Origin of the sequence: Thioalkalivibrio sp. ALJ2 (genome assembly GCF_000378325.1) — a bacterium.
Classification (GTDB): domain Bacteria; phylum Pseudomonadota; class Gammaproteobacteria; order Ectothiorhodospirales; family Ectothiorhodospiraceae; genus Thioalkalivibrio.
This window is the reverse complement of the sequence record NZ_KB899556.1, coordinates 342737-367866: the sequence shown is the minus strand read 5'-3', so window position 1 is coordinate 367866 and position 25130 is coordinate 342737. Positions and strand designations below refer to the sequence as shown.

Genomic DNA, 25130 nt, shown 5'->3' with positions numbered 1-25130 from the left:
AGCTGCGGCGAGCGCCGCGTTACAAAGGGCTTTGACAGGGGGCGGGGAGCGCGTAGAATACGCGGCTCGAAGACGACAGGCGCGTAGCTCAGTTGGTTAGAGCACCACCTTGACATGGTGGGGGTCGTTGGTTCGAGTCCAATCGCGCCTACCAGTATTTTGAGAAAGCGAGCCAGGGTCTCCCGGCTCGCTTTTTTGTTTTGGGGATACGGACCATGGAAAGGTTCGCACGGTGGGTACATGCTTGCGGTATGGGTGCTTCGTTGGGGGCGGATGTCGGACATCTGCGAATGAACGCGCGTACGTTGCTTCAGCCGCTGGTCGCGGCGTTGCTGCTGGCGTTTCTGGCGGCGTGTACCCCGATGCAGCCGGCGTCGGACCGGGTGGACCGTACCCCGCAGGCGCCAGCGGTACAGGGCGAGCTGGCGACCTGGCTGGATACGCTGCCGGCGGTCGAGGAAGGGCAGACGGGGTTCCGGCTGCTGGATACCGGGGCGGAGGCCTTCCAGTGGCGGGTGCAGAGTGCGCGCAAGGCGCAGGAACGCATCCATATCCAGTACTACATCTGGCGCGATGACGTGGCCGGTCGCACGCTGCTCGGGGAGCTGCTGGATGCGGCGGACCGGGGCGTGGCGGTGTCGCTGTTGCTGGACGACATGGATTTGCGCGGCAGTGATGACCTGCTGGCCGCGGTCAATCAGCATCCCAATATCGAGGTTCGCGTGTTCAACCCGTTTCGTACGCGCCGGGGTGCGGTGCGTGCGGGGGTGGAGTTTGTCTTTCGTGGCAGCGACCTGAATCGCCGTATGCACAACAAGGCCTGGGTGGTCGACGGGCACCTGGCGATCATCGGCGGGCGCAACATCGGCGACGAGTACTTCGAGGTCAGCCCGTATTACAACTTCACGGATCTGGATCTGGTGATGGTCGGCCCGCTGGCGACGGAGGTCGATCATTCGTTCGTGGAGTACTGGAACAGCCGCGCGGCGATCGATCTGCGGCGGATGCGCCGGGTGGAGCAGGACCCGGAGAAGCTCGCGCGCCACCGGGAGAAGCTCGACGCCTGGCTGGCCGAGCACCAGGAACATCCGCTGCTGACACTGGAGCCACTGAATGGTGTGCCCCTCGCCGAGCCGATTGATGATGCCGGGGCTTACACCTGGACGGACCAGGCCAAGCTGGTCGTGGATGACGTTGGCAAGGCCAAGGGCTACGAGCATATCCGGGACGGGGTCGCCGAGGCGGTGGCACGGCGGCTGGATGCGGTCGAGCACGAGTTGTTGATGATCTCGCCGTATTTTGTGCCGCGGCGGGATGGCACGGCGCAGCTGATCGCGATGCGTGAGCGGGGGGTGCGGGTGAGTGTGCTGACAAACTCCCTGGCGGCGAATGATGTGGCCTTTACCCACAGCGGGTACTCGCGCCGCCGTCCCGCATTGCTGGAGGCCGGGGTGGAGCTGCACGAGTTGCGCCCGACTGCGCTGCCGCCACGCGCAGCCGCGGACCGCGAGATGGGGATTGGCTCCTCGCATGCGAGCCTGCATACCAAGGCGCTGATCATCGATCGCGAGGAGGGGTTTGTCGGCTCGTTCAATCTGGACCCGCGCTCGCGCTATACCAACACCGAACTGGGCGTGTTCCTGCGCGAGCCGGAGATCGTGCAGGAGCTGCTGGAGCTGTACGAGCACAGCACCCGGCCGGAGCTGGCGTATCAGGTTCGGCTGGACGACGAAGGCTGGCCGATCTGGACGGACGACGAGGGCACGCTTTACCGCACGGATCCGAAGGCGGGCATCTGGCGGCGCTTCTTGTCCGGGGTTACGCGACTGGCGCCAGTGGAGCCGCTCCTGTAAACAGGGGGCCTGTCTTGCCGTTCACTATAGGAGTTGTCATGTCCAGAAAACTGCTATCGCTTCTCGCCCTTCCGTTGGCCGCGCTGATCTCCACCGCAGGTGCCGATGAAGGCGAAATCCAGCGCATCCTGGAGGCCAAGGAGGCGGCCTGGGAGGCCGGTGATGGCGAGGCCTGGGCGCGGGACTATCAGGAAGACGCGGGGCTCGTGAACCTGTTCGGCACGCGCTTTGATGATCGCGCGACGAATGCCAAGCGGCATACCGAGGTCCTGCAGGGGCCGTTTGCGGGCAGCTCGTTGAGCGTGGATGTCCAGGATATTTCGATGCTGAGCGAAGACACGGCGTTCGCCGAGGCCGTGCTGCGGGTATCGGACATCGAATCCATGCCGGCCGGGTTGCCGGATCGCGGCGATGGCGTGCTGTACACCCGCATGAGCTTTCTGCTCGAGCGGGATGATCACCACGGCTGGCAGATCCGGTTCGGGCATAACACGGTCGTGCATCCGTAGGGCTGTAGTGTCAGGGGGGTTACATGGAATGTAAGGCATGCGGGCGGGACAACCCGCCCGAGGCGCGCTACTGCAATGGCTGCGGAGCGGATCTGGTCGAGGTGGCCGCAGCGTCGCCGGCGCACGCCGGGCCGCCGGAGGATCGCGCCGCCTTTGGCGGGTTCTGGCGGCGTGTGCTGGCCACCCTGGTCGACATGGTGGTGATCGGGGTGCCGCAGATCGTGGCGCAGATGGTGATCAGCCCGGAGACGATGGCGCCCAAGGGGCCGGAACCCGAGCTGATGGCGGCCGATATTGCCTGGATGCTGATCAACATCCTGGTGGCCTGGCTGTACTGGGCGGGGATGCACAGCTCCCGCTACCAGGCGACGGTCGGCAAGATGGCGGTGGGGCTGCGTGTGGTCGACTATCACGGCGAGCGCATTACCTTCATGCGCGCGACAGGACGCTATCTCGCGGAGATCCTTTCGGGCCTGCTGTTCGGGATCGGCTACCTGATGGTGGCGTTTACCCGCCGCCGCCAGGGGCTGCACGACCTGATCGCCGAGACGTTCGTCGTGCGCAAGGAGTGGCTGAACTAGGCCACCGCTGCGGTTGTAACGGCAGCGACGGTTTGTGAACCGCTCCCGGGCGTTGGGAGTCCGTATGGAAGAACCCCGAGTGGGGAACTAGTCTCCAACGGAAATCCATACGGGTACCCCCGCCCAAGGAGCAGAGATGAAAATCGACACACTGATCGAGACGGCCGAGGCCATGGTGGCCCCCGGCAAGGGCATTATTGCCATCGACGAATCCACCAGCACGATTGCCAAGCGATTCGAAGCGGTGGGCGTGGAGAACACCGAGGAGAATCGCCGAACCTACCGCGAGCTCCTGCTCACCACACCGAAGCTGAACGAATACATCTCCGGCGCCATCCTCTACGACGAGACCCTTCGCCAGTCCACGCGCGACGGCAAGCCGTTTGTGGATGTGATGCGCGAGGCGGGCATCCTGCCCGGCATCAAGGTGGATACGGGCGCCAAGGACCTGGCGGGGTTCCCCGGCGAGAAGGTTACCGAGGGCCTGGACGGGCTGCGCGAGCGCCTGCAGGAATACGCCCGGATGGGTGCGAAGTTCGCCAAGTGGCGCGCCGTCATCACCATCGGCGAGACCATGCCCACCGATACCTGCATCGAGGCCAATGCGCATGCGCTGGCCCGGTATGCGGCGCTTTGCCAGGAGCAGGGGCTGGTGCCGATCGTGGAGCCCGAGGTGCTGATGGACGGCGATCACGACATCGAGACCTGCTATGGCGTAACAGAGGCGACGCAGCGGGCGGTGTTCAGCGCGCTGTACGAGCATCACGTGTTGCTGGAAGGCACGATCCTGAAGGCCAGCATGGTGATCCCCGGCAAGGACTGCCCGGAGCAGGTGGGTGTGGACGATGTCGCCCACGCAACGCTTCGCTGCCTTGCCTCCGCGGTGCCCGCAATCCTCCCCGGTATTGTGTTCCTGTCGGGTGGGCAGAGCGACGCGGATGCAACTGCGCACCTGGATGCAATGAATCGCATTGGGGGCACGCCCTGGCCGCTCTCGTTCTCCTACGGCCGCGGCATGCAGCAGGCCGCGATGAAGCTGTGGGGCGAGGACATGCAGGCGAATTTCGAGAGCGCGCAGAAGACGGTATACGAGCGTGCCCGCGACAATGGCCTGGCCGCGGAGGGCAAGTACGCGGCCTAGGGCGTGCGGGTCACGATGGGCGGGTGCAACCTGGAACCTGCGGCATAGTTGATCTGAATCAATTCCCGCCGGGTTCCAGGTTCATAGACTGTAGCTGCCGGGCATGGGTCGGTCGGCGAGGGCACAAGGATCAGCGCTGTCGGCGCCGTGCCCCCGTATCGATTCCTCCGGCGGTGTATGTCGCGTCTTGGCCTGTTACCCCCAGGGTGACAGGCCTTTTTTGTGACCTGCGTTGTGGCTCTGGCAGGCTCCCGGAGCATTTTTTTGTCAGCGCAGATCGGATTGGAATGGGTTCGATTTTTATACGATCCCGCGCGAACTCGCGGTAACTCCGGTAGGCTGCGCACCCGATGACGACCAGGCCGATGGAACAAAATTGGCCAAAGCACGTCCGGAATAACCGGGAAGAGGACCGGAACAGGTCCAGCTAGAAATTGCGGTTTATCCAATTCAAACCACCAATAGGAGCCAGTCAATGAATCTGACTCGGAGAGAATTCCTGCAGGCCATGGCCGTGGCGAGCGCCGCCGGCTTCTCGATGAATGCCTGGGCCGGCGAGAAGGGATCGTGGAAGCCCCTGAGCAGCGAGATGTACGACATCCCGAAATTCGGCAATGTCTCGTTCATGCACTACACCGACTGCCACGCGCAGCTGAAGCCGATCTACTTCCGCGAGCCGAACGTGAACATTGGCGTGGGCGACATGAAGGGCAAGCCGCCGGTGCTGGTGGGCAACGAGCTGCTCGAGTGGTTCGGTATCAAGCCCGGTACGCCGATGGCGCATGCCATCACCCATCTCGACTACGTCGACGCGGCGGAGAAGTACGGCCGTATGGGCGGTTTCTCGCACCTTTCCACGCTGGTCAAGAAGTTGCGCGCCGACCGGCCGAACTCGTTGATGCTGGACGGCGGCGATACCTGGCATGGTTCTGCGGTGTCCCTGTGGGACGACGGTCAGGACATGGTCGATGCCCAGAAGCTGCTGGGTGTGGACATCATGGTCGGCCACTGGGAGTTCACCTTCGGTGACGAGCGCGTGATGGAGATCGTCGAGAACGATTTCAAACCGAACGGCATCGACTTCCTGGCGCAGAACATCGAGGACCGCGACTGGGGCGACCCAGTGTTCGAGCCCTACACCATCCGCGAGATGAACGGTGTGCCGGTGGCGGTGATTGGTCAGGCCTTCCCGTACACCTCGGTGGCCAACCCGAGCTACATGTTCCCGGACTGGAGCTTCGGCATCCGCGACGAGCACATGCAGCGCATGATCAACGAGTGCCGCGAGAAGGGCGCGAAGGTCGTCGCGATCCTGTCGCACAACGGCATGGTCACGGACATGGAAATGGCCCGCAACCTGGAAGGCGTGGACGTGATCATGGGTGGTCACACCCACGACCCGATCCCCGGTGCGGTCGAGATCGAAAACGCCGGTGGCGACATCACGCTGGTGACCAACGCCGGTTCGAACGGCAAGTTCCTGGGCCTGCTGGACCTGGATGTCGGCGAGAGCGGCGTGCGCGACTACAAGTTCCACATGCTGCCGGTGTTCTCCAACCTGCTGGATGCCGATCCAGAAATGGAAGAGCACGTGAAGAAGGTCCACCAGCCGTATGAGGACAAGCTCAACGAAGAGCTCGCGGTGACCGACGGCGTGCTGTACCGCCGTGGCAACTTCAACGGCACCTTCGACGAGGTGATCCTGGATGCACTGCGCGAGAAGCTGGATGCCGAGGTGGCCCTGTCGCCGGGCTTCCGCTGGGGTGTCAGCGTGCTGCCGGGTCAGCCGATCACCTTCGAGGAGGTGATGAGCCAGACCGTGACCACGTACTCCGAGGTCCAGCGTAACGAGATGACCGGCGAACAGCTGAAGAACACGCTGGAGGATGTGGCCAACTCGATCTTCAACCAGAACCCGTACCATCACCGCGGTGGCGACATGGTCCGGACCGGTGGGATCAAGTACACGATCGATCCGCACGAGTCGATGGGTTCGCGTATCAGCGACCTGGAGATCAATGGCGAGCCGATCGACATGGACAAGAACTATGTCGTGGCTGGCTGGGCGAACGTGCACGAGCCGCTGGATTCCGAGCCGGTCTGGGAACTGGTCGCGGACTACCTGCGCGAGAAGGGTACGGTTGAGGTCAGCAAGCCCTATCTGCCGAAGCTGAAGAACGTCGAAGGCGATCCGGGCCTGGAGGTCTGATCCCGACGGTGGATTGGTGACCCGGATGTTCGGTCCGGTTACCCTCGAAGCCGCCTCACCCCTCTCGGGTGTGGCGGCTTTTTTCATGGAGGAGACATGGTGGCGATCGAGGCGACGGCGTCCGAACTGCTGTTTTACTGCCGCCCGGGCTTCGAGCCCGACCTGATTGCCGAGCTGACGGAGCGGGCGGCAGAGGCGGGTATGGCCGCCTATCCGCGCGCGAAGCCCGATACCGGATTTGTACGCTTTGTCCCGGCGGATGGCGATCTTGTGGGGCTGGCCGCGGCACTGCCGCTGGATGAATTGATTTTTGCCCGGCAGCGGCTGGTGGCGCTGCACCCACTGGAACGGCTGAGCCGAGAGGATCGAGTGACGCCGATCCTGGATCAGCTTCAGTTGACGGGGATCTGTTTCGACTCGCTGTGGCACGAGTGCCCGGACACCAACGAGGGCCAGTCACTGGTTCGGCTGGCGCGCGCCCTGGATCGACCCTTGCAGGCCGTGTTGCGCAAGCGCGGCCTGCTGGTCCCGGATGCGGCCGGGTTGCGGGCGCACCTGTTCTGGTCCGCTGGCGACCGGGTACAGATTGCGTTCTCCAGGCCGGGAGAACGCAGCGACTGGCCGGAGGGCAAGCCGCGCCTGCGGGCGGCGTCCGACGCGCCCAGCCGCTCCGCGCTGAAGCTGGAAGAGGCCTGGCACACATTTATCCCGGCGGAGCAGTGGCCGGAGCGACTGGCCGAGGGCATGCAGGCCGTGGATCTGGGGGCCGCTCCGGGCGGCTGGACCTGGCAGCTGGTGCGGCGCGGGATGCATGTGCATGCCGTGGACAACGGACCGATGGACGAGCGGCTGATGGCGACCACCCAGGTGGAGCATCACCGCGAGGATGCCTTTGTCTGGGAGCCGCCGAATCCGGTGATCTGGCTGGTCTGCGATATTGTGGACAAGCCGGCACGTGTTGCGGCCCGCATGGGGGACTGGCTGGAAAGACAGTGGTGCCGCGAGGCGATCTTCAACCTGAAACTGCCGATGAAGAAACGCTGGCAGACCGTGCGGGACTGTCTGGAACACCTGGATGAACGGCTGAGCGACGCGGGGCTGGCTTATGAGGTCCGGGCACGACAGCTGTATCACGATCGGGAGGAGGTCACCGTGCATATTCGTCTGGTCGGGGAACCCTTGGCGCGGTAGACTGTCTGTGTACTGCAAGGGGGCGACTTGGATTCGACGCGGGTCGCGAAACCTGAGGTGCATGCCGAGGATGTGGTGAGCCTCGTAAAAATCACTGCAAAAAAATAGTTGCCAACGACGACAACTACGCACTCGCCGCTTAAAAACCGGTAGATGCCGTCCGACTGGAGCCGTGCTTGTGCGTCCAGTATCGGGCGTCGACTCTCACAAGCTCGTGGTGAAGCGCGCCCGGCGTGGATCCATTAAAACAAAACCGGGATCGCCAGTTGTTTTCCCTGCCTGTCGGGTAGCGGCTGGTTAAACTGAAAGACAGAATAAGCATGTAGAGCCGAAGGCGGAGGGCCTGCGGACGCGGGTTCGATTCCCGCCGCCTCCACCAAATTAGCAAGTCCAATCAAGCGCCTTCGGGCGCTTTTTTGTTGGGGAGCCGGGTATGGCCGTGCATCAGGACAGCTTTCGCGTACGCACCGAGGGGCGGGGCACGATCAACATCACGCGCCAGATCGACGAGATCGTGGCCGCCAGCGGGATCACTACCGGTACCTGCCATGTCTTTCAGCACCACACCAGTGCCTCGTTGTTGGTGACCGAAAACGCCGATCCCGATGTGCGCCATGATCTGGAGACCCTGATCGCGCGCATGGCCCCGGACGGCGATCCGGTCTATCGGCATGACATGGAAGGCGACGACGACATGGCCGCCCATGCCCGCGCGATGCTGACCCACAATGACCTGACCGTCCCGGTCGGGATGGGCCGGCTGGTCCTGGGTACCTGGCAGGGCCTGTTTCTGTGGGAGCACCGCTACGCCGCGCACACGCGCACGCTGACCGTAACGGTCCACGGAGAGTGATCCAGTAGGCGGGCGGCGGTCCCGGCCCGGCGCCGGGTCCGGTACAATGCGCAGCCTTTGTCATCTCCGGGTATCGAGGAAGCGCAATGCGGTTTGTGGAAGGGGGTATCGCCGTCTCGCCATTTCGGTTGCAGGCACTGGAAGCCGGCCTGCGGGCGAGTGTCCCTGACGCGGGTCCGCTCGCGGCGCGGTTTGTGTATTTCATCGAGCCCCGGCGCCGCCTGACGGCGGAAGAAGACGCGATCCTGGACCGCCTGTTGTCCGAGGGCGAGGCCTGGCGCGCGCCGGACTTCGAGATCCAGCGCGAACTGGTGGTGATCCCGCGGTTCGGCACGATCAGCCCGTGGTCGTCCAAGGCCACCGAGATCGCACACCACGCCGGCCTCGAGGAGGCCGTCGTGCGGATCGAGCGCGGCATCCACTGGCAGATCGGCGGGCAGGGGGCCAAAGGCGCAGCCCTCGAGGCGCTGGGCGATGTGCTCCACGACCGGATGACCGAGACCGTGATCGAGGATCCGGCGGAGGCCGCGCGGCTGTTCCGGTCCGAGACGCCGCGCTCGCTGGGCCGAGTAGAGCTGGGCGACGACCCGCGCCGGGCGCTGGAAGCCGCCAATGTCGATCTGGGGTTGGCGCTCTCGCCGGACGAGATCGAATATCTCGCGGATGGGTACGCGGGGCTCGGGCGCGCGCCCACCGATGCCGAACTGATGATGTTCGCCCAGGCGAACTCCGAACACTGCCGCCACAAGATCTTCAACGCCGCCTGGATCCTGGATGGCGAGGCGGACGAGCGCACGCTGTTCGGGATGATCCGCAGTACCCACCAGAAGCATCCGGAGCGTGTGCTGTCGGCCTACAGCGACAACGCCTCGGTGATCGCCGGGCATGCGGGCATCCGCCTGATGCCGGATGCGATCAGCGGCGAGTATCAGCGCGAATCGCTGGATCTGCCGATCCTGATGAAGGTGGAAACCCACAACCACCCGACCGCGATCTCGCCGTTCCCTGGTGCCGCCACAGGCTCGGGCGGCGAGATCCGCGACGAGGGGGCCACCGGCCAGGGCTCCAAGCCCAAGGCGGGGCTGACCGGCTTTACCGTATCCAATCTCCAGATTCCGGAGTTGCCGCAGCCGTGGGAGCGTGACTTCGGACGTCCGCAACGGATCGAGAGCGCGCGCCAGATCATGCTCGACGGCCCGATTGGCGCCGCTGCATTCAACAACGAGTTCGGCCGCCCGGCGCTGGCCGGATACTTCCGCACCTTCGAGATGACGCTTCCGCGCCCGGACGGAAGCGAGGCCCTGTACGGCTACCACAAGCCGATCATGCTGGCCGGCGGCCTGGGGTCGATCCGCGGCGAACACGTGCACAAGCAGGATGTGCCCCCGGGCACGCCGATCGTAGTGCTGGGCGGGCCCGCGATGCTGATCGGCCTGGGTGGCGGGGCGGCGTCGTCGATGGCCAGTGGCGCCAGTGCGGAGCAGCTTGATTTCGCCTCCGTGCAGCGTGGCAATCCGGAGATGGAACGGCGCTGTCAGGAGGTGATCGATCGCTGCACCGCGCTGGGGGTGCAGAACCCGATCCGTTCGATCCATGACGTGGGTGCGGGTGGACTGTCCAACGCCATTCCCGAGATCCTCGACGATGCCGGGCGCGGCGGCGTGATCGAGATGCGGGAGGTCCCGACCGCCGAGCCGGGCCTGTCGCCGATGGAGCTGTGGTGCAACGAGGCGCAGGAACGCTACGTGCTGGCCGTGGACGACGCCCGACTGGAGACCTTCCGCATGCTGGCCGAGCGCGAGCGGGCGCCGTTCGCGGTGGTCGGCCGCGCCACCGAGGAAGGCCACCTGAAGGTCGAGGACCGGCTGTTCCACGAGTCGCCCGTGGACATGCCGATGGGCATGCTGCTCGGCAAGACGCCGCGCATGACGCGCGAGGACCATCGCACGGCACCGCCGGCCACCGATTTTGACGCGGGCGCTTGCCCGCTGGAAGAGGCGGTCCGCCGCGTGCTGCAGGTACCTGCGGTAGCGGCCAAGCACTTCCTGATCACGATCGGTGATCGCAGCGTGGGCGGACTGGTCGCGCGCGACCAGATGGTGGGCCCGTGGCAGGTGCCGGTGGCCGACTGCGCGGTCACGCTGACCGACTTCGAGGGCTATACCGGCGAGGCGATGGCCATGGGCGAGCGCACGCCGCTGGCGATCCTCTCCGGCCCCGCCTCGGGGCGCATGGCCATTGGCGAGGTCGTGACCAATATGGCCGCCGCCGATATCGACAGTACCGAGATGATTCGGCTGTCGGCCAACTGGATGGCCGCCGCCGGTGTCTCCGGCGAGGACGCCAACCTGTTCGATACCGTGCGCGCGGTGGCCGAGGATGTCTGCCCGGGCCTGGGTATCTCCATCCCGGTGGGCAAGGATTCGCTGTCGATGCGTACGGTCTGGGAGACCGCCGATGGCGAGGCGCGGGACATGTATTCCCCGGTCTCGCTGATCGTCTCGGGCTTTGCCCCGGTCGCCGACGTCCGGCGCAGCGTGACGCCCGAGCTGAATCCGGGTGCGGACTCGACCCTGTGGCTCATTGACCTGGGCGAGGGGAACACGCGCATGGGCGGCTCGGCGCTGGCCCAGGCCTGGGGTCATATCGGGTGCGAGACACCGGATCTGGTCGATGTGGCGCGCCTGCGCGGCTTCTTTGATGTGATCACGGGGCTACGCCGCAAGGGTTTGCTGGCCGCGTACCACGATCGGTCCGATGGCGGCCTGTTCACGACGCTTGCGGAGATGGCTTTCGCCGGTCGTTGCGGGCTGGAGGTCACGGTGCCCGACGATCACCGTGCACAGGAGTGGTTGTTCAACGAGGAACTGGGCGCGGTCGTGCAGCTGGCCCCGGGGGCCGAGGCGGCGCTGCGTGACGGGCTGAACGCCGTGGGCCTGGGCGCGCACCTGCACCGGGTCGCGACCGTGCGCGCGGATGACCGCGTGCTCGTGCGCCAGGGACCGAAGGATTTGCTGGAGACCACGCGGGCGCAGTTGCAGGGCGACTGGCAGGCAACCTCGGCCGCGATGCAGCGGCTGCGCGACGACCCGGAGTGTGCCGAAGAGGAGTTCTCGCGTGTCGACAACGATGGCGGCCTGACCGCGCGCCTGGGGTTCGACCCGGCGGAGGATATCGCCGCGCCCATGATCGCGACCGGCGAGCGGCCGCGCGTGGCGATTCTGCGCGAGCAGGGGGTGAACGGCCAGCTGGAGATGGCGGCGGCATTCGAGCGTGCGGGGTTTCAGCCGGTGGATGTCCACATGACGGACCTGCTCTCGGGACGGAGGGCGCTGGACGAGATGCAGGGCCTCGCGGTCTGTGGCGGATTTTCCTACGGGGATGTGCTCGGCGCCGGGGGCGGCTGGGCCCAGACCATCCTGAACCACGCGGCGTTGCGCGATCAGTTTCAGGCCTTCTTCGACCGCGCCGACAGCTTTACGCTTGGGGTCTGCAATGGCTGCCAGATGCTGTCCCATCTGGCCCCGCTGATTCCCGGGGCGGATCACTGGCCGCGCTTTGTGCGTAATCGCTCGGAGCAGTTCGAGGCCCGGTTGTCACTGGTCCGGGTGGAGCCGGGCCCCTCGGTCCTGCTGGACGGTATGGGTGGATCCCTGCTGCCCGTGGTGGTCTCGCACGGGGAGGGCCGCGTGCACTATCGGGACGAGGTCCCGTTGCACGACCAGGCGGCGCTGCGCTACGTGGAGGCGGACGACACGCCGGCCACCCACTACCCGGCGAACCCCAATGGCTCCCCGGGCGGCGCCACCGGTTTCACTTCGCAGGACGGCCGTGCCACGATCATGATGCCGCACCCGGAACGGGTGTTCCGGACCGTGCAGCACAGCTGGCACCCACAGGACTGGGGTGAAGACGGCCCCTGGATGCGGTTGTTCCGTAACGCGCGTGTGTTCGTGGCCTGATCGTCTATAAGCGTCTGTACAAACCGCGCAAGCGGCGGGAACGCACCCTGCCGGTAAATCAGGAGGTCCGATGACGGCGAGCGAATGGAGCGAGTACCTGGGGGATGATCTGCGAGTGAGCAGTGCGCTCGCGGTCGGCCCATCGGAGCGCGCCTTGACGGACCCGGGGCTCGCACAGCGCCTGATCGAAAGCCTGGACCTGTTCGACGACACTCACCCGCGCTCGATCCCGCACGAGGACGAGACCGCACCCGAGATCCAGCGCCTGGAGCACAAGCTGGACCTGCTGCTGCATCTGGTGGCCGAATCGCTGCACCCGGAGCGTCCGGCACCCGTGGAGGCGACCTTGTCGCGCCACGGGATTGTACTGCCAGCGGGCACTGTACCCGAGGACTGTGATCGTCTGGAGATCTATCTCAGCCGGCTGTTGCCGCAGCCTTGCGTGCTGGGTGTCGAGAGTCCGACAACGGCTGGAGACGTACAGCTGATGCGGTGGATGGGCATGGAAGACACCCTCAGAGAGGCCCTTGGACGCTGGATTTTTCGCCTCCATCGGCGCGAGATTGCCGACAAACGACAGAAAGTTGACGCCGGTCACAACTAGCCGGATACTGAGACGCTCATCACACCTTTGTATGGGTCGGCTTTGGACCCTGCATGAGTCAACTCAGTCTACGAGCGGTGGCCGGTATGACGGATCTGAATGGACGCAGCCAGGAACTACGGATTGCTCTCACCGGTGAACCAGGCGCTGCCCGCGACACGCAGGCGATTCTGTCCTGTCTCGGCTGTGAAACCGAATCCCATCAATCCCCCGAAGCCCTGATCGACCAGGGTTCCGACGCCGCAGCGGTGTGGTGGTGCGGCCCGGCCGCGGAGCTGGACCAGCGCCTGTTCGAGGGACTCAACGGGCAGACGACCGTGGTCGTGCAGCCCACCGATGGCGAGAAGGTCAGCGCCCCGGGTTCGGGTTGCGTGGTGGAGCACCCGTTGTCGATTGCCCAGGTGAGCCAGGTCTTGCAGTGGCTGCGGTACGGCCGCGAGCCCGGGCATGACGACATGCCGGGCCTGGTGGGGGTGCATCCGACGATGCTGGCGGTCAAGCGCCTGGTCGCACAGGTGGCCCGTACCGATGCCACGGCGCTGATTCTGGGCGAAACCGGGTCCGGCAAGGAGGTCATTGCGCGGGCGATCCACGCGGCCTCCGATCGTGCGGACAAGCCCTTCGTCGCCGTCAACTGCGGCGCAATCCCGGCGGATCTTCTCGAAAGCGAGTTGTTCGGGCACGAGAAGGGGGCCTTTACGGGTGCCTTCACCGCGCGTACGGGCCGCTTCGAACTGGCCGGCGACGGGACGCTGTTCCTCGACGAGATCGGGGACATGCCGTTGCCGATGCAGGTCAAACTGCTGCGTGTCCTGCAGGAGCGCGTGTTCGAACGCGTTGGTTCCAACAAGTCGATCTCCACCACCAATGCACGGATCATCGCGGCCACGCATCGCAATCTGGATGACGCGGTGACCGAGGGCAGTTTCCGTCAGGATCTGTTCTTCCGGCTCAATGTATTCCCCATCGAGCTACCCCCGTTGCGCGAGCGCGCGAGCGACATCCCGTCCCTGGTGGCTGCGCTGGAGGATCGGTTGCGAGAGCAGGGTATGACTCCGGCCCACCTGACCCCGGCCGTGATGGCGCACTTGAGCCAGCTGCCGTGGAAGGGCAACATCCGCGAACTGGCAAACCTGCTCGAGCAGTTGGCCATCATGTATCCGGACCTGCCAGTGGACCTCGGGCAGCTCCCTCCGCGGGTCCGCCCGGAGGGCATCGAAGACCTGACCATGCCGCCGCAGAGCGATGCGAATGGACAGGCCGGCAGCGCGCCGAATGGGGCATTGGGTCTGGCCCGCGAGGGGTTGCCCCCGGAAGGTGTGGACCTGCGCGGCTATCTGAATGACCTGGAGCGCGAAATGATCGTCACGGCGCTGAACGAAACCGGGCAGGTCGTCGCCCGTGCGGCGCGCCGGCTCGGTATGCGCCGCACCACCCTGGTCGAGCGTATGCGCAAGTTCGGATTGGGCAAGGCCTGAGGTTCTGCCCCTTGGCCCAGCATCGTCGGGAAGCCGTCAGGTGGGGGCCGCGTTGATACCGGAACGCCCGACGAGGATTTGACGACGCGCATCCGGACCCCTTGTTAAGTAACTGTAGTTATTTCGTTTCTTCTTTCTGGCTTGGTTCTTGCTGGTTGCCTCCTGAACTTCCGAGGAACCGGTATATGTCCAGAGCGACCATTCTCCTAGTCGATGCGGAACCCGCGCTGCGCGAGGCGGTGGTCCGCGTATTGGCGACGATCCCGCGCGTGCGGCTGGAATCTTGCCGGAGCGAGGCGCTACCGGTCGCACTGGATACGCATCGCCCTCGTGCGGTTTTGGTGGCGCGCAGGGATGCCCCGGGCCACTGGGCTGAGTTGGGGGCGCGGATGCCGGTCGCCGCGGTCGGGCACGACGCCACGCAGGACGCCGAGATCGGGGCCTTGCGTGAAGGCTTGGCCGCGCATTTCGCCCTTCCCGAGATGGCCGAGTCCATGGCTGAATGGCTGCGTTCGGTGGCCAGGCCGTCGCCCAGCATTGTGGTTCCGCGGATGGTGGCACAGAGCGCCTCAATGCAGTTGTTGGACGCCTTTGTCTCGAGGATCGCCGCAAGCCCGGCGACGGTATTCGTCACCGGCGAATCAGGCGTTGGCAAGGAGGTGCTGGCGCGCCAGGTGCACGCCCGTTCACCACGTGCGAACGGCCCGTTCGAGGCCGTCAACTGCGCGGCACTGCCGGAGACCATGCTGGAGGCCCTGCTGTTCGGGCATGCGAAGGGGGCGTTCACCGGGGCGCTGGAGGCGCGGCCCGGGAAGTTCGCCCAGGCCCACGGCGGTACGCTGCTGCTTGACGAAGTCACGGAGATCCCGGTGAACCTGCAGGCCAAGCTGCTACGGGTGCTGCAGGAACGCGAGGTAGAGCCACTGGGCGGCCGGCAGGCCCGCCGTGTGGACGTGCGGGTGATCGCGACCTCGAACCGTGACCTGCGCGAGGCACTGGCGGAAGGGGTGCTGCGCGACGACCTCTACTACCGCCTGAATGTCTTTCCTGTCTGGATCCCGCCGTTGCGCGAGCGTCCGGAGGATATCGTGCCGCTGGCGCGCACCCTGCTGCGCCGGTTGAGCAGCAATGCCTTGACCGATCTCGATGCGTCTGCCCGGAAACGGCTGGTCGAGCACGACTGGCCGGGCAATGTGCGTGAGCTGGCCAATGTGATGGAACGTGCGGTGACGCTGCACGATGCGGCGCGCGGACCCGTTATCGGTGTCGAAGCGATCTGGCTGGACCTGGACATGCTGATGCCCTGGGGCACGCACGAGTGTCGGCCATCGGACGCTTCGGACCCGGATGACCGCGACTCGGTCGACGAGAACTCGACGCCCATGCTGGAACAGACCCTGCAGACACAGGAGAGTCGGGTGATTCTCAATGTCCTGCGCGAGTCGGGCGGGCGCCGCAAGGAGGCCGCGGAACGTCTGGGAATCAGCCCCAGAACATTGCGTTACAAGATTGCTCGGTTGCGGGAATCGGGCTTCGCGGTGCCTTCGTCGAGTCACTAGTGAGACCACTGGCACGGCCTTTGCTTCGTGCTGTTTCGACGCCAACAGACCACATCGGGCATTGGCGCGAAGGGTAAGACACGCACACGTGGGCGTGGATGGCGAATAGGGGAGTCGAATCATGAGCGAGATGCAGATTCAGAACGTTCTGGCCCAGATGCGCCAGCTGACGCAGAGCTCGGGCGTGGAAGGCACCAATCCCGCGCAGCAGCCGGGCAAGGTCGGCGGGGCGGATTTCCAGAACGTGCTGCGCGACTCGCTGCGCGGGGTGAATGATGTTCAGCAGAGTGCGACCGATCTACAGACTCGCTTCGAGCTGGGCGACGAGAACGTCAGCCTGCCCCAGGTCATGGTGGCAATGAACAAGTCGAGCATCGCGTTCGAGGCCACGAACCAGGTACGCAACCGGCTCCTGAATGCGTATCAGGAAATCATGCGGATGCAGGTCTGATGCGCGGACCGCACGGAGAATAAGTACTCATGGCCGAGAACGCACAATCCCTGCCGACCGTAATCACGGGTGGTATCCGCGAGTTCAATGGCATGCCGGCGGGGCGTCAGCTTGCGCTTCTGGGCATGCTCGCCGGCGCGATCGTGGTGATTGTGGCGGTACTGTACTGGGCCTTCCGGCCGACGTATGTGCCGCTGTTTCCGCGCATGGAAAGCGAGGAGGCAGCGGAAGTCGTGCAGGCGCTGTCCCAGGCCGGTATTTCATACCAGGTGGATGCCACGACCGGACAAGTGAAGGTGCCCCAGGGGGATCTGGCCGAGGCGCGACTGCAGCTGGCATCGGAAGGCCTGCCGCGCTCGGGCGATGTGGGCTTCGAGCTGCTGCAGGAAGACACCGGGCTGGGTACCAGCCGTATGGTGGAGGGGGCGCGCTTTCATCGCGCGATGGAGGGCGAGCTGGCGCGCACCGTTGCGTCTCTGGACGCAGTCGAACGGGCACGCGTGCATATCGCGCAGGCCGAACAGTCGGTATTCGTGCGCGATCGCCGCCCGGCCACTGCCTCCGTGGTTGTTCATCTCCGGGGTGGTCGCTCGCTTTCCGAGTCGCAGGTGGCCGCGGTCGTGCATCTGGTGGCCTCCAGCACCTCGGAGCTCGAGGCGGAGCGGGTGACGGTGGTCGATCAGCGTGGCCGCCTGTTGACGCAGGATGGGGCCGATCGTGGCGGCATGGCCAGCAGTGACCGCCTGTCGTTCTCGCGCGAGGTCGAACAACGCTACGCCGAGCGCATCCACGATCTGCTGGCGCCGATCGTGGGTTCGGACAAGGTGCGTGTCCAGGTCAATGCCGATATCGATTTCTCGCAGGTGGAACGCACCGAGGAGCTCTACGATCCCGAGACCATCGCCCTGCGTTCGGAGCAGACGCGCGAGGACGAGCGCACCGGGATGGATGGTGGGCCGGCGGGAGTCCCCGGCGCCCTGACCAATCAGCCGCCGGAGGGCGGGGCGGTTGAGGGCGCTGAGGGTGAGGTGGCCCCGGCGCCGCTGCCGACGAGCCGCAGCGCCAACGTTACGCGTAACTACGAGGTCGATCGACGCATCAACCATATCCGCGAGGCGCCGGGCGGTATCCGCCGGGTGTCCACCGCGGTCGTGGTGGACTTCCGTGAGCAGCTGGGCGAGGACGGAGCCAGCGAGAGCGTGGCGCGCGATGCGGAGGAGCTGGAAAGGATCGAAGCGCTGGTGCGAGAAGCGGTTGGATTCTCGGAGGCCCGAGGCGATACGCTGAACGTCGTGACGGCGCCCTTTGAGGCCCCGGCGGAAGAAATGATCGAAGACGAGGTGCCGTTCTGGTCTCAGTCGTGGTTCCTCGAGATGGTCAAGATCGGCGCAGGCCTGTTGTTGGCGTTGATTCTGTTGCTCACGGTGGTTCGCCCGGCGCTCAAGCAGCTGATGGCAAGCCCGCCGCGTGATCCGCGGGCCGACCAGCAAAGGGCGCTGACGGACCAGTCGGACGAAGATAGTCCCGGTGCGCCGGCGGGCTCGCAGTCGGCCGTGGCCGCACTGACGGGCCCCAAGGGGCCCGATCAGCAGGAGATGGATCTCGAGGCGGTACGCGAGATGGTGCGCGAGGATCCGAAGCGCGTGGCGCAGGTAATGAAGACCTGGTTGGGTGATGATGGCCGTTGACAAGCAACCCAAGAAGCTCGATGGCGCGGAACGCGCCGCGGTGTTCATGATGAGTCTCGGCGAGGATGCCGCCGCCGAGGTCATGCGCCATATGGGGCCCAAAGAGGTCCAGAAGATCGGGACCGCGATGGCCTCGATGGACCGCATCTCGCGCGCGGATGTGGACTCCGCGCTGCACGAGTTTTCCGCGCATGTGCAGGAGCAAACGGCGCTCGGCGTAGGTGCGGACGAGTACGTGCGCAGCGTGCTGGAGAACGCCCTTGGCGAGAAGGCCTCGGGCGTCATCGACCGGATCCTGCTGGGGCGCAATTCCAAGGGGATCGAGGCCCTTAAGTGGCTGGACCCGCGCGCGATCGCCGACATGCTGCGTAACGAACACCCACAGATCGTCGCGATCGTCCTGTCGCACCTGGATTCCGATCAGGCATCGGACACGCTGCAATACCTGCCTACCCGCGTGCAGACGGACGTCGTGATGCGAATCGCGACGCTGGACGGCATCCAGCCGCAGGCGCTGCAGGAGCTGGATGAAATCCTCGATCGTCAGCTTTCGGGGAATGCCGCCAGCAAGACCTCGATGCTGGGTGGGGTTCGCACGGCGGCCAACATCATGAATCTGATGGAAGGGTCGCGCGAGGCCGAGATCATGGAATCCATCAAGGAGTCCGATTCGGACCTTGGCGGGCGGATCGAAGAAGAGATGTTCGTCTTCGAGAACCTGGTGGATATCGACGATCGCGGCATCCAGACCCTGTTGCGCGAGATCTCGACAGACTCGTTGGTGCTGGCCATGAAGGGCGCCGAAGAGGAGCTCCAGGACAAGATTTTCCGCAATATGTCGAAGCGTGCGGCCGAGATGCTGCGTGAGGATCTGGAGGCCAAGGGCCCGGTCCGCGTGAGCGAGGTCGAGGCGGCGCAGAAGGAGATCCTGGCGGTGGCCCGTCGCCTCGCCGAGAACGGCGAGATCGTGCTCGGCGGGCAGGGTAGCGAGGCGATGTTGTGACATCCCGTCCCGGCGCCCAGGTGCGGGTCCATGACCCCGACGCGTCGGTTTGGGAACCGCCAGAGATTGGCGATGAAGGCCTGCGGCCGCCCCGACGACTGCCCACGGCCGCCGAGATCGAGGCGATCGAGGAACAGGCACGTCAGAATGGCTTCGAGGCCGGATACGCCGAAGGCCACGAGGTCGGGAAACAGGAGGCCGAGAAGGCCGCGCGGGCAAAGTCGGACAAGCAGCTGCGCGAGACGGTCGCCAGACTGGAGTCACTGGCGGGTGGGCTGACCGACCCGTTGGCCGAAGCAGCCGACCAGCTGGAGCCGGAGCTGCTGGCGTTGACCGTCGCCCTGGCCCGCAAAGTGCTGTCTGCCGAGCTGGAGACCCGACCGGAACTGATCGAACAGGTATTGCATCAGGCCTTGGCACAACTGCCTGGGCGGAATCAGGAAGTGCGGGTGCATGTGCACCCGGATGACCGCAACCTGCTGGAAGAGTATGTCCAGTCGCTGGATACGCGGGTGCGCTGGGTCGCGGATACGAACCTTGTTCGGGGTGGCTGCCGCGTCGAGTCGGGCGCGGCGTCTGTGGACGCCTCGCTGGAGCGCCGCCTGCAACAGGCGGTCGAGGCGGTCTGGGGCGATCTGGCTGAGCCTGCCCGTTCGACGGCGCCCGAGGATACTTCGGTATCGGGGGACGATTCATGAGCTCGCCCCTCGATACCCTGCGCAAGCGTGGGCAAGAGCAACTGACCACCGGGCTTCTGGATCGTCTGCAGCAGTCGCGTGGCCGGCTGGAGCGCGTGCAACCGCCACAGTCCGAAGGCCGCCTGTCGCGGCTGACGGGCCTGACCTTCGAGGCCGAGGGGTTGCGCCTTCCGATGGGTGGCCGGGCGCTGATCCACGGCGAGAATGGCGCGGCCGTCCCGGCCGAGGTGGTGGGGTTCCAGAACGACCGCACCTTTCTGATGCCGGAGGAGCTTGCCTCGGGCCTGACGCCCGGTGCGCGCATCGAACCACTCGATATCCAACGCGAGATCCCGGTCGGGGACGCGCTGCTCGGGCGCGTGATCGATGCCAATGGCCAGCCGCTGGATGGCAAAGGGCCCTTGCGCGCGCGTGACCACAGTCCGCTGTCGGGGCGGCCGATCAACCCGCTACAGCGGGCTCCGGTGCGGGAACCGCTGGATGTCGGGATTCGCTCGATCAACGGCCTGCTGTCGGTCGGCCGTGGGCAGCGGCTGGGCCTGTTCGCCGGGTCCGGTGTCGGGAAGAGCGTTCTGCTCGGGATGATGACACGCAACACTGATGCCGATGTGATCGTGGTCGGGCTGATCGGTGAGCGTGGGCGCGAAGTAAATGAATTTATCCACGAGATCCTGGATGAGGAGTCACGCCAGCGCACCGTGGTCGTGGCAGTGCCCGCCGACCAGTCGCCGCTGCTTCGCCAGCACGGGGCCTGGGTAGCCACGACGGTGGCGGAGTCGTTCCGCGACCGGGGGCTCAATGTACTGCTGTTGATGGATTCGCTCACGCGTTTTGCCCAGGGGGCGCGCGAGATCGCGATGGCGATTGGCGAGCCACCGGCCTCGAAGGGCTACGCCGCCTCGGTGTTCGCGCGTCTGCCGCAACTGGTGGAGCGGGCCGGCAACGGGGATGTGGGCGGTGGTTCGATCACGGCGTTCTATACGGTGCTCGCCGAGGGCGATGACCAGAACGACCCGATTGTGGATGCGGCGCGTGCGATCCTCGACGGGCACGTGGTCCTGTCGCGCGAGATCGCGGAGACCGGACGCTATCCCGCGATCGACGTGTCGGCGTCGGTCTCGCGAGTGATGAGCGCGCTGATCACGCCGGAGCACGAGCAGGCGGCCCGGCGATTCCGGGATCTCGCCTCGACCTACATGCGCAACCGCGACCTGATCGCCGTGGGCGCCTACCGCAGGGGAGCGGATCCGCATCTGGATGAAGCGGTGGCGATGCACGAGCGGCTGGAGGCCTACCTTGGGCAGGGTCGCGACGAGGCGGTTGGGTTTGATCAGGCCCGCGACGAACTGCTGGCCTTGATCGGGGGCGCCTGAAATGGATTCTCGGCGCTTGGAACGTCTTCTGCGTCTGCGACGCATCGAAGAGAGTGAAGCCACGCGTCAACTGGGGGCGCGGTTGCAGCAACTGGACGCGGTCGAGACCCAGCGGACCCAGCTGGAGGGCTATCAGCTCGAGTATCTCCGGGCGCCACTGCCCGATGACACGAATCAGCTCAAGTGGCTTTCCGGGATGCGGGATCAGCTGCGGCATGCACTGGAACAGCAAGACCTTCGCGCGCAGGCCGCAGGCGCCCAGGCGGAGCAGGCACGCCAGGAGTGGCTGCTCCGCCACCGGGCGGTGATGTCCCTGGAAAAGCTCCTGGAGCGCCGCATTGCAGAACAGGAGCGGGAGGCCGATCGCCGTCGCCAGCATGAGCAGGACATGTGGGCGACACGGCAGGTGCACACGCGCACGCAGGAGACGAACAACGACTGGCAAGAATCTTGAATGAGCTGACCAGGAATGCCCATCAAAGGCGTACGAGCCGGGCAATGACTCAGAGGATCCATTGATGATCGCGACAGGCAATGCCGGTCAGGGGATGATGCCGCTGCTGCAGTTGTTGGGGGGTGGCAGTGACCTCAAGGACCTTCAGGCGCTCGAAGGCCTCGAAGGGTTGAAGGACCTGAAAACCGCAGAAGGCGAGGGTTTCCTCGATATTCTTCAGCCGCAGCTCGAGGCGCTGCTGGCCGATCTGGGCGTGGGTGAAGAGGAGCTTGAAGGGCTCGATCTGGAGGGCATGCTGGCCCGCTTGCAAGCCCTGATGGACGGAGGCGAACTGGCCGTCGAGGTGGAATCGGGCGGCAAGGATTTGCCGCTGGCCGCGCTCATGACGGCAGTGGATGATCGCCCTGGTCCGACCGTTGCACGTATGGAGCGCGGCGAAGGCAACGGTGGCGCGCGCGAGATCAAGCCGTTGCCTGCAGCGGTCATGCGGCTGTTCCTCGAGTCCAGCCAGGGCTCGGCTGCTTCAGGCGGCGGGGCGGGCACCGAGCTGCTCGGTCCGAACAGCCGCCTTTCGCGCGAGAATGTTCTGGAGCTGCTGGCGCAATGGATGTCCCAGGGGACTGATACGCAAAGGGCGCAGGGACGCGCGGAACCTCTGGCCGGCATTCTGCCGGCGCATGTACAGGCTGCGGAAGGCAGCGAGGGTTCACGCAGCTCGTTGCGCCTGGACCTGGCTCGGCTGCTGCAGCCGGGTGGTGAGCGCGAGCTGACGGACCAGATCCGCATGCTGGCGCGTGCCCAGGGCGGCCGTACCGAGATCAAGCTGCACCCGCCGCAGCTGGGGACACTCGATGTCCGCCTGAACGTGGACGGTGATCGAGCCACCGTCCAGTTCATCAGTGCAAATCCGGTGACCCGCGAGGTTCTGGAGGCGGCGATGCCTCGGCTGCGCGAGAGTCTCGCCCAGAGCGGCCTTACGCTCGAGGATGCGACCGTGTCCGATCAGGCGGCCGAAGAGCGTGAAGGTCAGCAGGAATTGGCTGACGGGCAGCGGGCCGGGCGCGAGGCCGATGAGTCCGAAGCCGAAGGCGAGCAGGCTACGGGTAGCACCCTTTCGATTCTGAACCGCCGCCTTGACCTCTTCGCCTGAGTAAGTCCGTTTGCAAAAGACCGGGTGCGTAAACCCGCCCGGTCGTTCCCATCCCCGGTTTGTGTGCCGCCAAGATCCCGTCTTCTGCCGGGTTCGGGGCGGCTGAATCTTGACGATCCCCTTGTTCTTTCCCGGTTGCACCCCTCCAGAGTTCTCTTTTCCCCTTCTTAAGTGTCGGAAAATATTACGTAAACCAATCTTGGCACTGCCTTTGCTATGAGTTCAGGCAATAGTCAGCGCGATCCCGTGCCGTCAACATGGACGGATTCACGAATCTCGAGGGTAGGAAATGGCCGAGAAAGAAGTCGAACTGGGTGAAGAAGGCGCCGGCAATAAGGGCAAGAAGGGGCTGCTCTGGATTGTCATTTTACTGGTGCTCGTGTTCGCCGGGGCCGGCGCGGCGGCTGCGTGGTTTTTCTTGTCCGGCGGTGGCGAGGAAGAGACCGGTGAAGAAGGCCCTGCCGAGCGCCACTATCACGGACTGGAGCCGATGACCGTGAACATTGATGGGCCCGGACGCATTCGCTATCTCCGGCTCGAGCTAAGCGTCGTGACAACCGACCCCGAGGTGATTGAAGCACTGGAGCGGCATATGCCGGCCGTTCGCAACGATGTGCTGGGCCTGCTTGGAGAGAAACACTACGACGACCTCAATACGCGTGACGGGAAGGAATCGCTTGCCGAGGAGCTGCGCGAGGCGATCGCCGAGATCCTTGAGGAGCGGGACGCACCACATGATGTGGAAGCGGTGCGCTTTAACGAACTGGTCATGCAGTAGGCAGAACCATGGCGCAAACGGACATCCTCAGCCAGGACGAGATCGACGCCCTCCTTCATGGGGTCGATGACGGCGATATCGAAACGGATGACCCGTTTCCGAATGACGGAGAGGCCCGCGAGTTCAACTTCGCGACGCAGGATCGGATCGTGCGTGGGCGGATGCCCACGCTGGAGATGATCAACGAGCGCTTTGCACGACACCTCCGGGTACGCCTGTTCAATATGCTGCGTCGCTCTGCGGAGCTCTCCGTGGTCGGCACTCGGGTCTCGAAGTTCTCGGAGTACATGCACTCCTTGTTCGTGCCGACCAGCCTGAACCTGGTGCGGGCGCATCCGCTGCACGGGACTGGTCTGTTCGTGTTCGACCCGAAGCTGGTGTTCATCCTGGTCGACAACTTCTTTGGTGGCGACGGTCGCTACCACACGCGCATCGAGGGACGGGATTTCACGCCGATGGAGATGCGCGTGGTCCACGGCATCCTCGAAGGCGCATTCGAGGACATGGTCAAGGCCTGGCAGCCGGTGATGGATCTGCGCTTCGAGTTCCTGAACTCGGAGGTGAACCCGCAGTTCGCCAATATCGTCTCGCCCACCGAGATCGTCGTGATCAGCGAGTTCCATATCGAGCTCGATGGTGGCGGCGGCAATCTGCATTTCACCTTGCCGTACTCGATGATCGAGCCGATCCGCGAGCAGCTGGATACCGGGCTGCAATCGGACCGGTCCGACGTGGATCAACGCTGGATGAAGGCGCTGGAAGAAGAGATTCAGGACGCGGAAGTCGAGGTGAGCTCCACCCTGACCGAGACCGAAGTGACGGTGCAGGAGCTGCTCGACATCCAGCCGGGCGACATCATCCCGATCAATCTCCCCGAGACCGTTACCTTGAGAGTCGAAGATATCCCGCTGTTTCGTGGGAAGTTTGGCGTATCCGATGGCAAGAATGCGATCCAGGTGACGGATCGCATTATCAAGCGATAGAGGGCTGCACCCATGGCAGACACCGAAGACAACAAGAAAGACGACGAGAGCCTGGCTTCCAGTGAGGACAGTGACGTGACCACGGAGGCAGCCGAAGGGGAATCCGAAGAGGACCAGGACGCCCTGGCGGACGAATGGGCCGCAGCGCTGGCCGAGCAGAAGGACACCGACGGTGAGCCGGCCGCCGATCCGGACGAGCTGTTGAATCAGGCCCAGGCCAGCAGTAGCGGAAGTGAATCGGCCGATCCCCTGATGGGAGCGGAGAAAAGGGAGCGCAAGCACAAGCCCGATCCGGAGGCCGAACCGCTCAAGCCGGAGGAACTGGCGGCGTCGGCCGGCATGTCGGCCGAGGACATTAATCTGCAGATGGTGCTGGATGTGCCGGTCACCATCTCGATGGAGATCGGTCGCAGCCGCATCCCCATTCGCAATCTGCTGCAGTTGAACCAGGGGTCGGTGGTGGAGCTCGACCGACTCGCGGGGGAGGCGTTGGATGTGCTCGTGAACGGGACGCTCATCGCGCATGGCGAGGTGGTCGTGGTCAACGAGAAGTTCGGCATACGGCTGACTGACGTGATCAGCCCCAGTGAACGCATTCGCAAGCTCAAGTAA

Annotated in this window: 21 protein-coding genes, 1 tRNA gene and 1 other RNA gene; all 23 read left to right on the top strand. The window is 65.0% G+C overall.

Annotation, left to right across the window (positions count from 1 at the left end):
• The first annotated feature begins 77 nt into the window (after positions 1-77).
• The 23 genes from F468_RS0108945 (at position 78) to fliN (ending at position 25130) form a co-directional block, all read left to right on the top strand.
• Positions 78-154, top strand: a tRNA-Val gene (locus tag F468_RS0108945).
• A 136-nt stretch (positions 155-290) separates the two neighbouring features.
• Positions 291-1853: a phospholipase D family protein gene (locus tag F468_RS0108940; protein ID WP_018994984.1), complete on the top strand. Its 1563-nt coding sequence runs from the start codon at positions 291-293 to the stop codon at positions 1851-1853.
• Between the two features lie 38 nt (positions 1854-1891).
• Positions 1892-2362, top strand: coding sequence for an SgcJ/EcaC family oxidoreductase (locus tag F468_RS0108935; protein WP_018174295.1), 471 nt, complete (start codon positions 1892-1894; stop codon positions 2360-2362).
• 23 nt (positions 2363-2385) lie between these two features.
• Positions 2386-2943 carry an RDD family protein gene (locus tag F468_RS0108930; RefSeq protein ID WP_018139211.1) on the top strand — a complete coding sequence of 186 codons (558 nt, stop codon included), beginning with the start codon at positions 2386-2388 and terminating at the stop codon, positions 2941-2943.
• A 136-nt stretch (positions 2944-3079) separates the two neighbouring features.
• Positions 3080-4084, top strand: a complete 1005-nt coding sequence (locus F468_RS0108925) for a class I fructose-bisphosphate aldolase (RefSeq protein ID WP_018139212.1) — start codon at positions 3080-3082, stop codon at positions 4082-4084.
• Positions 4085-4559: 475 nt separating this feature from the next.
• Entirely contained in the window at positions 4560-6293 is a 1734-nt protein-coding gene (gene soxB / locus F468_RS0108920; protein ID WP_018139213.1) for a thiosulfohydrolase SoxB, read from the top strand.
• Between the two features lie 96 nt (positions 6294-6389).
• Positions 6390-7484: a 23S rRNA (cytidine(2498)-2'-O)-methyltransferase RlmM gene (gene rlmM, locus F468_RS0108915; RefSeq protein WP_018994983.1), complete on the top strand. Its 1095-nt coding sequence runs from the start codon at positions 6390-6392 to the stop codon at positions 7482-7484.
• 18 nt (positions 7485-7502) lie between these two features.
• Positions 7503-7863: a transfer-messenger RNA gene (gene ssrA / locus F468_RS14215) on the top strand.
• Positions 7864-7917: 54 nt separating this feature from the next.
• Entirely contained in the window at positions 7918-8337 is a 420-nt protein-coding gene (locus F468_RS0108910; RefSeq protein WP_018994982.1) for a secondary thiamine-phosphate synthase enzyme YjbQ, read from the top strand.
• A gap of 86 nt (positions 8338-8423) precedes the next feature.
• Positions 8424-12299: a phosphoribosylformylglycinamidine synthase gene (gene purL / locus F468_RS0108905; RefSeq protein WP_018994981.1), complete on the top strand. Its 3876-nt coding sequence runs from the start codon at positions 8424-8426 to the stop codon at positions 12297-12299.
• A gap of 70 nt (positions 12300-12369) precedes the next feature.
• Positions 12370-12903, top strand: coding sequence for a PilZ domain-containing protein (locus F468_RS0108900; RefSeq protein ID WP_018174302.1), 534 nt, complete (start codon positions 12370-12372; stop codon positions 12901-12903).
• Positions 12904-12989: 86 nt separating this feature from the next.
• Positions 12990-14381 (top strand): sigma-54-dependent Fis family transcriptional regulator, encoded by a 1392-nt coding sequence (locus tag F468_RS0108895; protein WP_018994980.1) that lies wholly within the window; start codon positions 12990-12992, stop codon positions 14379-14381.
• Positions 14382-14566: 185 nt separating this feature from the next.
• Positions 14567-15940, top strand: a complete 1374-nt coding sequence (locus F468_RS0108890) for a sigma-54-dependent Fis family transcriptional regulator (RefSeq protein ID WP_026296516.1) — start codon at positions 14567-14569, stop codon at positions 15938-15940.
• A 121-nt stretch (positions 15941-16061) separates the two neighbouring features.
• On the top strand, positions 16062-16391 hold the full coding sequence (gene fliE / locus F468_RS0108885; protein ID WP_018139220.1) for a flagellar hook-basal body complex protein FliE: 330 nt from the start codon (positions 16062-16064) through the stop codon (positions 16389-16391).
• A gap of 29 nt (positions 16392-16420) precedes the next feature.
• Complete coding sequence (gene fliF / locus F468_RS0108880) at positions 16421-18079, top strand: flagellar basal-body MS-ring/collar protein FliF (RefSeq protein ID WP_018139221.1); 1659 nt, start codon at positions 16421-16423, stop codon at positions 18077-18079.
• Positions 18066-19082, top strand: a complete 1017-nt coding sequence (gene fliG / locus F468_RS0108875; protein ID WP_018139222.1) for a flagellar motor switch protein FliG — start codon at positions 18066-18068, stop codon at positions 19080-19082. The genes fliF and fliG overlap by 14 nt, the downstream gene beginning before the upstream one ends.
• Positions 19079-19780, top strand: coding sequence for a FliH/SctL family protein (locus tag F468_RS0108870; RefSeq protein ID WP_018139223.1), 702 nt, complete (start codon positions 19079-19081; stop codon positions 19778-19780). Before fliG ends, F468_RS0108870 begins: the two co-directional genes overlap by 4 nt.
• A complete protein-coding gene (locus F468_RS0108865; protein ID WP_018174305.1) occupies positions 19777-21153 on the top strand; it encodes a FliI/YscN family ATPase in 1377 nt (458 codons plus the stop codon). The genes F468_RS0108870 and F468_RS0108865 overlap by 4 nt, the downstream gene beginning before the upstream one ends.
• A gap of 1 nt (position 21154) precedes the next feature.
• Positions 21155-21607: a flagellar export protein FliJ gene (locus F468_RS0108860; protein ID WP_026296515.1), complete on the top strand. Its 453-nt coding sequence runs from the start codon at positions 21155-21157 to the stop codon at positions 21605-21607.
• Positions 21608-21671: 64 nt separating this feature from the next.
• Positions 21672-22757 carry a flagellar hook-length control protein FliK gene (locus F468_RS0108855; protein WP_018994978.1) on the top strand — a complete coding sequence of 362 codons (1086 nt, stop codon included), beginning with the start codon at positions 21672-21674 and terminating at the stop codon, positions 22755-22757.
• A gap of 289 nt (positions 22758-23046) precedes the next feature.
• Complete coding sequence (gene fliL / locus F468_RS0108850; protein ID WP_018994977.1) at positions 23047-23535, top strand: flagellar basal body-associated protein FliL; 489 nt, start codon at positions 23047-23049, stop codon at positions 23533-23535.
• Positions 23536-23543: 8 nt separating this feature from the next.
• Positions 23544-24518, top strand: coding sequence for a flagellar motor switch protein FliM (gene fliM / locus F468_RS0108845; protein WP_018139228.1), 975 nt, complete (start codon positions 23544-23546; stop codon positions 24516-24518).
• 12 nt (positions 24519-24530) lie between these two features.
• Positions 24531-25130: a flagellar motor switch protein FliN gene (gene fliN, locus F468_RS0108840; protein ID WP_018139229.1), complete on the top strand. Its 600-nt coding sequence runs from the start codon at positions 24531-24533 to the stop codon at positions 25128-25130.